The 6,000-nt window shown below is 65.4% G+C and carries 7 protein-coding genes; 3 read left to right on the forward strand and 4 right to left on the reverse strand.

What is annotated here, in order from left to right:
- Positions 1-12 precede the first annotated feature (12 nt).
- The gene (locus LG661_RS08625; protein WP_407666684.1) at positions 13-975 is read left to right on the forward strand and encodes a GNAT family N-acetyltransferase; all 963 of its coding nucleotides are present in this window, start codon (positions 13-15) and stop codon (positions 973-975) included.
- Here the strand turns inward: LG661_RS08625 and LG661_RS08630 are convergent.
- From LG661_RS08630 to LG661_RS08640, 3 genes are read right to left on the reverse strand one after another with little or no spacing between them, the layout of a single operon-like run.
- Positions 963-1,844 (reverse strand): SDR family oxidoreductase, encoded by an 882-nt coding sequence (locus LG661_RS08630; protein WP_230531462.1) that lies wholly within the window; start codon positions 1,842-1,844, stop codon positions 963-965. The two genes, LG661_RS08625 and LG661_RS08630, sit on opposite strands and share 13 nt — an antisense overlap.
- On the reverse strand, positions 1,841-2,992 hold the full coding sequence (queG, locus tag LG661_RS08635) for a tRNA epoxyqueuosine(34) reductase QueG (RefSeq protein WP_268995443.1): 1,152 nt from the start codon (positions 2,990-2,992) through the stop codon (positions 1,841-1,843). Before queG ends, LG661_RS08630 begins: the two co-directional genes overlap by 4 nt.
- Positions 2,989-3,681 (reverse strand): glutathione S-transferase family protein, encoded by a 693-nt coding sequence (locus LG661_RS08640; protein WP_230531463.1) that lies wholly within the window; start codon positions 3,679-3,681, stop codon positions 2,989-2,991. Before LG661_RS08640 ends, queG begins: the two co-directional genes overlap by 4 nt.
- Before the next feature lie 177 nt (positions 3,682-3,858).
- On the opposite strand from LG661_RS08640, the gene LG661_RS08645 reads away from it, so the two are divergent.
- Positions 3,859-4,656 carry an undecaprenyl-diphosphate phosphatase gene (locus tag LG661_RS08645; RefSeq protein WP_230531464.1) on the forward strand — a complete coding sequence of 266 codons (798 nt, stop codon included), beginning with the start codon at positions 3,859-3,861 and terminating at the stop codon, positions 4,654-4,656.
- A 3-nt stretch (positions 4,657-4,659) separates the two neighbouring features.
- Here LG661_RS08645 and nth read toward each other — a convergent pair whose 3' ends face one another.
- Positions 4,660-5,403 carry an endonuclease III gene (gene nth, locus LG661_RS08650; RefSeq protein WP_230531465.1) on the reverse strand — a complete coding sequence of 248 codons (744 nt, stop codon included), beginning with the start codon at positions 5,401-5,403 and terminating at the stop codon, positions 4,660-4,662.
- 20 nt (positions 5,404-5,423) lie between these two features.
- On the opposite strand from nth, the gene LG661_RS08655 reads away from it, so the two are divergent.
- Positions 5,424-5,933, forward strand: a complete 510-nt coding sequence (locus LG661_RS08655) for a DUF2244 domain-containing protein (RefSeq protein WP_230531477.1) — start codon at positions 5,424-5,426, stop codon at positions 5,931-5,933.
- Positions 5,934-6,000 lie beyond the last annotated feature (67 nt).

Here is a 6,000-nt window from a genome sequence, read left to right on the forward strand (position 1 = left end):
TGCGAGACGCCAATGAACCTCTCCTCTTCACCTGAAGCGGCTCTCTCCTCCCCGGTGGCGTTGGCGCCAGCGCCGGCTCCTGCCTCGCTGGACTGGCGGCCGAAGGGCATGACCAAGTTCATCCCCGGTATCCGCAAGATCGTGCGCAACCATGGCGGGCTCGATCCGGTGCTCGGCCGCATCGGCTCCCTGGAAGTGCGCCTGGCCACCACGACCCAGGAGATCCGGCAGGCGCAGAAGCTGCGCTTCAAGGTCTTCTACGAGGAGATGTCGGCGGCTCCGAACGGCGCAGCGCTGCTGTCGCGTCGCGACGTCGACGCCTATGACGCGATCTGCGACCATCTCCTCGTGCTCGACCACGACGTGAAGGCGAAACCCTTCCGTGCGGCGAAGCCGAAAGTGGTTGGCACCTACCGGCTGCTGCGCCAGGAGGTGGCGGACCGTCACCAGGGTTTCTACACCGCCGGCGAATACGATATCGCTCCCCTCCTCAAGATTCACCCGCATCTGCGCTTTCTGGAGCTCGGCCGCTCCTGCGTGCTCAAGCCCTACCGCAACAAGCGCACGGTGGAGCTCCTGTGGCACGGCATCTGGACCTATGTGCTCCACCACCGGATCGATGTGATGATCGGCTGCGCCAGCCTCGAGGGAACGGATCCGCGGCAGCTCGCGCTGCCGTTGAGCTTCCTCCACCACTACGCGGCAGCGCCCGCCGAATGGCAGGCCCGTGCTGTGGCGAAACGCTTCACGGCCATGGACATCCTGCCGAAGGACCAGGTCGACCCGAAAGCGGCGCTGCATGCGCTTCCGCCGATGATCAAGGGCTACCTGCGCCTGGGCGCCACCTTCGGCACCGGAGCGGTGATCGACCGGCAATTCGGCACTACGGACGTGCTCGTCGTGCTTCCGGTCTCCGCGATCAATCCGCGCTACATCGACCATTTCGGCCCAAGCGCGAACCGTCACGCGGCTTGAGCGAATTCTCCCGCCTCGTGCAGGGCCCGCAGCCCTTCACGATAGGTTGGATAGCGCAGCCCGACATCCAGCTCGCTCCTGATGAGCCGGTTCGAAACGCGCTTGTTCTCCCCATAGAAGGTTCGCGCCATCGGGCTGAGATCCGCCACCTCGAAGGCGATCTCCGGCGGCGGCTCGACGCCTGCGAGGCGAGCCGCATAGGCGACCACGTCCTGCTGCGGCGCAGGCTCGTCATCCGTCACGTTGTAGATCGCGCCGGCACGCGGGCGCTGCAGGGAAGCCGCAAGCGTTGCTGCGATATCCTCCACATGGATCCGATTGAAAACCTGGCCCGGATTCTGGATCCGTCGCGCCGTTCCCTGCGCCAACTGGATCAGCACGTTGCGCCCTGGCCCATAGATGCCGGTGAGGCGGAAGATATGGACGGGGCTCTCTGTCATGCCGCCTAATGCGAGCCAGGCCTGCTCGGCGGCCAGGCGCTGCACGGACGAGCGGCTTTGCGGATGGGGAGGTGTCTGCTCGTCGACCCAGGCCCCGCCGTGATCGCCATACACGCCCGTGGTGGAGAGATAGCCGATCCAGGCGCAATGGGCCGCCGATGAGATAGAGTCGCCGAAGCGGGTCAGCACCGGATCGCCCTCCGCCGTCGGCGGCGCGGAGATCAGGATCGCATCCGCACGGCGGATCTCCTCGAACAGCGCGCGCTCGTCCGCCCGATCGTCCAGCACAAAGGCGGCGATGCCATCGCGCCTCAAATGCTCGGCCTTGTCGCGACGCCGGACTGTTCCGGCAATCCGGGACCACTGGGATCGATGCGTCTCAATGAGGGCTTGCGCCGAATAGCCGATCCCGAAGGCGAAAAGCCTCACTGCGCCGTCTCCTCCGCATGGGCCGGGGACAGGGCCCGCCGCCATTCCTCGCGCACGTCCGCGTCGAGTTCCCGTTCAGCGCGGCCATGGGCATGGCCAGCGACATCCGCGGGCGGCAGCAATTGCGCCATTGCCCAGACGGCCATGGCGCGGACGAGAGGCGATGCATCGTCGAGGAGACGCACGGCTTCCTCCGCAAGCTCGGGCTTGTTCGAGTTGCCGATGGCGATGAGCACGTTGCGCACGAACCGGTCGCGGCCGGTGCGCTTGATGGGCGTGCCCGAGAAGCGCGTGCGGAAGGACGGATCGTTGAGCCTTGCGAGATCCGCGAGCGGCAAAGCCGCCAAGTCGTCCCGCTGCATGAGCCGCGCTTCGCGCCCGGTCTGCGCGAACTTGTTCCAGGGGCAGACGGCGAGGCAGTCGTCGCAGCCGAAGATGCGATTGCCGATCCCGGTGCGCAGCTCCGCCGGAATGTGCCCCTTATGCTCGATGGTGAGATACGAAATGCAGCGGCGGGCATCGAGCTGGTAGGGCGCCGGGAAGGCCTCGGTCGGGCAGATATCGAGACAGCGACGGCAGGAGCCGCAATGGTCGCGCTCCGGCTCGTCCACCGGCAGTTCCGCCGTGGTGAAAATCGCGCCGAGGAAAAGCCAGCTCCCGAACTCGCGGGAGACGACGACCGTGTGCTTGCCTTGCCAGCCGAGGCCCGCGGCCTGGGCGAGCGGCTTTTCCATCACCGGAGCGGTATCGACGAACACCTTCACGTCGGAGGATGCCTTGGAGGCGAGGAAGCCCGCCACCTCCTTGAGCTTACCCTTGATGACATCGTGATAGTCGCGGTTGCGCGAATAGACGGAGACTGAGCCGTGGCCCTTCATCGCGAGCGCCGCGAGGGGGTCGGTGGCGGGACCGTAATTGAGCCCGAGCAGGATGATGCTGCGCACCTCTGGCCACAGGGTGCGGGGATCGGAGCGGCGTTCCGCCGTCTCGACCATCCAGTCCATTGCGCCGTGGTGACCGGCCTCGAGCCAGGCCTTCAGCCGCTCCGGGGCAAGCGGAATGGAGTCGGGGCTCGTCACGCGGATGGTGTCGAAGCCCAGAGCCTTGGCGCGCTCGACAAAGGCGCGCTTGAGTGCGTCGGATGTCAAAAGTCCAGATTGTCGTAGTGGTCCGCCGGCGCCATGCCCGGTACCCGGTCCGTCAGGAGCGCGCGGAAGGACGGCCTGGACTTGATCCGGGCGTACCAGTGCTTCGCTGTTTCGTTCTCGTCCCATGGCACGTCGCCGAGATAATCCACCACCGAGAAATGGGCAGCCGCCGCCAGATCGGCATAGGTCATGTGGTCGCCCGCCAGCCAGTTCCGCGTCGAGATCAGGAAGCCGACATATTTGAGGTGGTATCGCACATTCGTCCGGGCCGCGCGAATCGCCCCCATATCGGGCGAGCCGCCGCCGAGATCGGAGGGCATGAACCGCTTGTAGATCTTCTCCGTGGCGAGATAGTCGGTGACTTCCTCGTGAAACTTGACCAGGAACCAGTCGATGAGCCGGCGAACCTCGATCCGCGCGTCGAGGGGCTGGGGCAGCAGACGGCGGTCCCTCATGTCCTCGCCGCGGGTCTCGTCCAGGTAATCCGCAATAATCCTCGGGCCCGGCACGGCGAGCCCGTTATCATCGACCAGCAGGGGCAGGTTGCCGGCCGGGTTGATCTCCAGATAGGGAACGCGCCGGTCCCAGGGCTTCTCCTCGACCAGGTCCGGCTCGACGCCGAGCTCCGCCAAGGCCAAGCGTGCGAAGCGCGACTGCGGGCAGAAGGGATAGGAATGCAGGGTGGCCATGGACAACGAGAAACGTGAAACAGACGGCGAGAATAAGGCCGGGCTTTGTTAAGGGGCGGTAAGGATTCGTGGTGAATCCCATGCCTCCAGCGCAGGCAGGCGGCACCGGGAGCGCAAGCCTTCCTTGACACGGCCGGAGCGCTCCTGCATCTGGCGCCGGCTTGAGGATTTTCAACGATGCCGCAAATCATCGAGGCGCTTTTTCTGGGCCTCATCGAAGGCTTGACCGAGTTCCTGCCGGTCTCCTCCACGGGCCACCTGCTCCTTGTCGGGCACTTCCTCGGCTTCGAGTCCAAGGCTAAGACCTTCGAGGTCCTGATCCAGCTCGGCGCGATCCTCGCGATCCTCTCGGTCTATTTCAACAAGCTCTGGTCCATCGCGAAGGCGCTGCCGCACGATCCGGAGGCGCGCCGCTTCGTCGTGGGCGTGTTCATCGCCTTCATGCCGGCGGCCCTGATCGGCGCGCTGATGCACGGCTTCATCAAGGACGTGCTGTTCGATCCCTGGATCGTCTGCATGACCCTGATCGCTGGCGGCTTCGTGCTGCTGATGATCGACCAGATTCCCCTCGAGGCGACGGAAAAGGACGCGACGCGCTTTCCCCTTCCGATGTACCTCAAGATCGGCCTGCTGCAGTGCCTCGCCATGGTGCCCGGCGTGTCGCGCTCCGGCGCGACCATCGTGGGAGCCATGCTGCTCGGCGCATCCAAGCGCGCGGCGGCGGAGTTCTCGTTCTTCCTCGCCATGCCGACCATGGCGGGCGCCTTCACCTACGACCTGCTCAAGAACTACAAAATTCTCTCGACGGACGACGTCACGATCATCGTCGCCGGATTCATCGCCGCCTTCTTCGCGGCGCTCATCGTGGTGAAGACCCTTCTCGACTACGTCTCGCGCCACGGCTACACGCCCTTCGCCTATTGGCGCATCATCGTCGGCGCGGCGGGCCTTGCCGGCCTCATGGTTTACGGGTGACGATCACGGGATCGTCTTGTCCGGGTAGCGGCAGAGATCGTTGATCGGGCAGCGCCAGCATTCGGGCTTGCGCGCCTTGCAGATGTAGCGCCCGTGCAGGATCAGCCAGTGATGGGCGTGAAGCCTGTATTCGCCGGGGATGATCGCCTCGAGCGCTCCTTGAGTGTCCAGCGGCGTCTTAGTGATCGCGAGCGGGATGCGGTTCGTGACGCGGAAGATGTGCGTGTCGACCGCGACCCGCGGATCGCCGAAGGCGATGTTGACCACGACGCTCGCCGTCTTGCGCCCAACCCCCGGCAGCGTCTCCAGGATCTCCACGGAATTGGGCACCTCGCCGCCGAACTCCTCCACGAGGCGCTTCGAGAGCGCAATGACGTTCTTCGCCTTGGTGTTGAAGAAATTGAGCGTCCTGACGTGCTCCTTCAGCCCCTCCTCGCCGAGCGCCATCATCCTCTCGGGCGTGTCGGCGACGGGAAACAGGTTCCGGGTCGCCTTGTTCACGCCCACATCGGTCGACTGGGCCGAGAGCGCCACGGCGACGAGGAGCGTATAGGGGTTGGTGTGCTCCAACTCTCCCTTCGGCTCGGGATTCGCCGCGTGGAAGCGCCTGAAGATCTCGACCATCGTCGCCCGGTCGACGGGCTTCGGCGTGCGGGCGCGCAAGGTCTTGCCGACGGCCTTTGCAGGCGCGGCAGGTTTTGCCTTCGGCTTGGAAATGCGGCGGGATGGCTGCTTCAAATCGGACATTCGTGCGTTATAACTGGACCATGGACGTCAGCAAGGCGACAGATGAGCAGGCGGAGCGCTCCGAGGAGCCGGTCTTCTCGGCCGTGATCCGACCGCACCGTTCCCTGAGCCCGGAAGGTTTCCGGCTCGTGATGGTGCTCGTGTGCCTCACCTCGACGATTGCGAGCGTGCCTTTCCTCGTGATGGGCTTCTGGCCCGTCGCAGGCTTCTTCGGCCTCGATTTCCTGGGCCTCTACATCGCCTTCCGCGTCAGCTACCGCCAGGGCCAGGCCTTCGAGATCCTGGAGCTCACCCCGATCCGCCTGCTGTTCCGGAAGGTGGGCCACCGGGGCGACGTCAGGGAATGGCTGTTCAATCCGCTCTGGACACGCCTCGACCGGGAGGTGGACGACGAGTTCGGCATGCAGAAGCTGGCGTTGACCTCCCGCGGCGAGCATGTGGTGATCGCCCGCGAACTCTCCCCGCCGGAACGGGAAACCCTGGCCGAGGCCCTCGGCCGTGCGCTCGCGGATGTGAAGCGGGGCTATTGAAGCCATCATGCATCCTCGTTCCCGGCCCCTGGTCGGAGCGAGGGAATGTCGGCTGGTCCTGGCTTGC

It is taken from the genome of Microvirga roseola (genome assembly GCF_020866965.1).
Taxonomy (GTDB): domain Bacteria; phylum Pseudomonadota; class Alphaproteobacteria; order Rhizobiales; family Beijerinckiaceae; genus Microvirga; species Microvirga roseola.